Below are 2,128 nucleotides of genomic sequence, written 5' to 3'. Positions count from 1 at the left end.
GGCAGTGAAGTGGCGGCGGGGCTGTCTGCTCATGTGGGGTCCCTCTATCTGGAAGTAATTTAACTCCCAGTCCGGCATCCGGGGGCAAGCTCAGTCGTGCCGAGCTACCGCGATCCGGACCGAGGTCGGTTTTCGTGTGTCCCAACCGGAAAGGAGAGCGCGATGACCCTCGACAAGCTGATCGACCTTCTGGCAGTAGCCGCCGTCCGCAGGCTCGCGCAGGAGCGCGAGGCAAAGGACGCCGGTCCTGGCGCAGTGCCACCGGCATATCCTGTTCCGCGGCGGATTTCCCGGTGGATTTGCGTCGGGGGTGAACAGATTGCTAACCTGCGTGGACTATTCACACGCGCGGACAGGAGAGGCAGAACCGAATGACAGACCCGGAACGCGTCATCATCTACGCGCGGTTTTCCAGCGACTTGCAGAACCCGAAATCGGTCGACGACCAGATTTCGATGTGCCGCCGGAAGGCGAGAGCCCGGGGCTGGACCATCGTGGAGGAGCGCTCGGACGCGGGCATCACCGGGTCGCGCGACGACCGTACCGGCCTGAAGCAGCTGGTCGAAGACATCCGCGGCCGCCGCTGCGACATCATCGTCTTCGAGAGCCTCGACCGCCTGTCGCGGGACCAGGAGCACACCGCGCGGATATACAAGGAGGCCGTTCATGCCGATGTGCGGCTCTACGCGCTCGAGATGGGCTTCCTCGACGCCCTCCGCGTCGGGATGAACTCGACGATCGCGGCGGTGTTCCTTGAGGCGCTCGCCTTCAAGACCCGGCGCGAGCTGATCGGCAGGATCGAGAAGGGACAGAGCGCGGGCGGCCCGTCCTACGGCTATCATGCCGGGGTCGATGCCGCCGGGCAGAAGGGAAAGGGCAGCATGCAGATCCACGAGGACGAGGCCATCGTGGTGCGCCGGATCTTCCGGGAATATGCCGAGGGGATCTCGCCGCTGAAGATCGCCGCCGCGCTGAATGCCGAGCACATCCCTGCCCCGCGGCCGAGGAAGGGCAAGGGCCCCGGCCACTGGAAGCAGAACACGATCAACGGCAACCGCGAGCGCGGCACGGGCATCCTGAACAACGAGCTCTATGTCGGGCGCCGGATCTGGAACCGGCTGCGCTATTCGCGGAACCCGGCGCGAGTCGCGGCTGAACGATCCGGCGGCCTGGGAGATCACGGAAGTGCCCGATCTGCGGATCGTGCCGCAGGAGCTCTGGGATGCCGTGAAGGCGCGGCAGGCCCGCCAGGCCAGGACGCGCAGCAAGGAGGCGGCGGACAAGGGGTCCGGCCTCGCCGCGGCACAGGTCCACAAGCGGCGGAAACACCTGCTGTCGGGGCTGGTCCGCTGCGGCATCTGCGACGGCAAGATGACCTTCGCCGGCGGCAACCCGAAGGGCGGGGCGAAGCGCTACTACTGCGCGAATGCGCGGGAGAAGGGTCCGGCGGTCTGCGTTGGCCAGCGCGGCGTCCTGATGACGGAGGTCGAGGAGCTGGTGCTGTCCAGCATCCGCGGCCAGCTGATGCACCCGGAAGCCTACGGCAAGTTCACGGCCTCCTTCGCGGCGCATCAGAGCGCGACAGCCGCGGACCGCGCCGCCGACCTGCGGCTGCTGGACAAGCGGATCGACGAGCAGGCCGGCAAGAAGGAGGGCATCCTGAAGGCGATCGAGAGCGGCGTGCACAGCCCGGTGCTGATCGAGCGGCTGAACGAGCTGGACCGGATTCTGAAGGAGATGCGGGCGCAACGCGAGGAGGCGACGCCAGCAAAGGTGGAGCTGCCGCCGGAATTGCCGCAGATCTGGCAGGCGATGGTCACGGATCTGGTCGCCTCGCTCTCGGAAGAGAGCGTCGTCGGCCCTGCGGGAGACGAATTGCGGGAGGTTATCGACGCGATCGAGGTGCGCTGGGATCCGGCGGCGGAGCGCCACGGGATCAGCATCATCGGGAAGCTTTGGGAGATGCTGGAGAAGTCGGCGCCTGCGCTTGCGGCCCTCGGGCCGTTTGCGGCTGTCGCGCTGAGTTCGTTCCAGCTGGTTGCGGGAGCAGGATTTGAACCTGCGACCTTCAGGTTATGAGCCTGACGAGCTACCGGGCTGCTCCATCCCGCGCCAATTCTGTCCGTTC

Annotated in this window: 2 protein-coding genes, 1 tRNA gene and 1 pseudogene; 3 read left to right on the top strand and 1 reads right to left on the bottom strand. The window is 66.6% G+C overall.

What is annotated here, in order from left to right:
• Positions 1-162: 162 nt before the first annotated feature.
• The 3 genes and pseudogenes from HCC78_RS32205 to HCC78_RS34325 all read left to right on the top strand — a co-directional run bounded on the left by HCC78_RS32205 (position 163) and on the right by HCC78_RS34325 (position 2,079).
• The gene (locus HCC78_RS32205) at positions 163-375 is read left to right on the top strand and encodes a hypothetical protein (RefSeq protein ID WP_172332765.1); all 213 of its coding nucleotides are present in this window, start codon (positions 163-165) and stop codon (positions 373-375) included.
• A pseudogene (locus HCC78_RS34330) lies at positions 372-1,124 on the top strand (recombinase family protein); the annotation flags it as partial. The gene HCC78_RS32205 and the pseudogene HCC78_RS34330, both read left to right, overlap by 4 nt.
• Positions 1,093-2,079, top strand: a complete 987-nt coding sequence (locus HCC78_RS34325; protein WP_371743974.1) for a zinc ribbon domain-containing protein — start codon at positions 1,093-1,095, stop codon at positions 2,077-2,079. The pseudogene HCC78_RS34330 and the gene HCC78_RS34325, both read left to right, overlap by 32 nt.
• Here the strand turns inward: HCC78_RS34325 and HCC78_RS32195 are convergent.
• A tRNA-Met gene (locus HCC78_RS32195) sits at positions 2,036-2,112 on the bottom strand. The genes HCC78_RS34325 and HCC78_RS32195 overlap by 44 nt on opposite strands.
• Between the last annotated feature and the right edge of the window lie 16 nt (positions 2,113-2,128).

Source organism: Mangrovicoccus sp. HB161399 (assembly GCF_013184745.1).
Classification (GTDB): Bacteria; Pseudomonadota; Alphaproteobacteria; order Rhodobacterales; family Rhodobacteraceae; genus Mangrovicoccus.
Note: the sequence above shows the minus strand (reverse complement) of the source record. Positions and strands in the feature narration are given on the sequence as shown.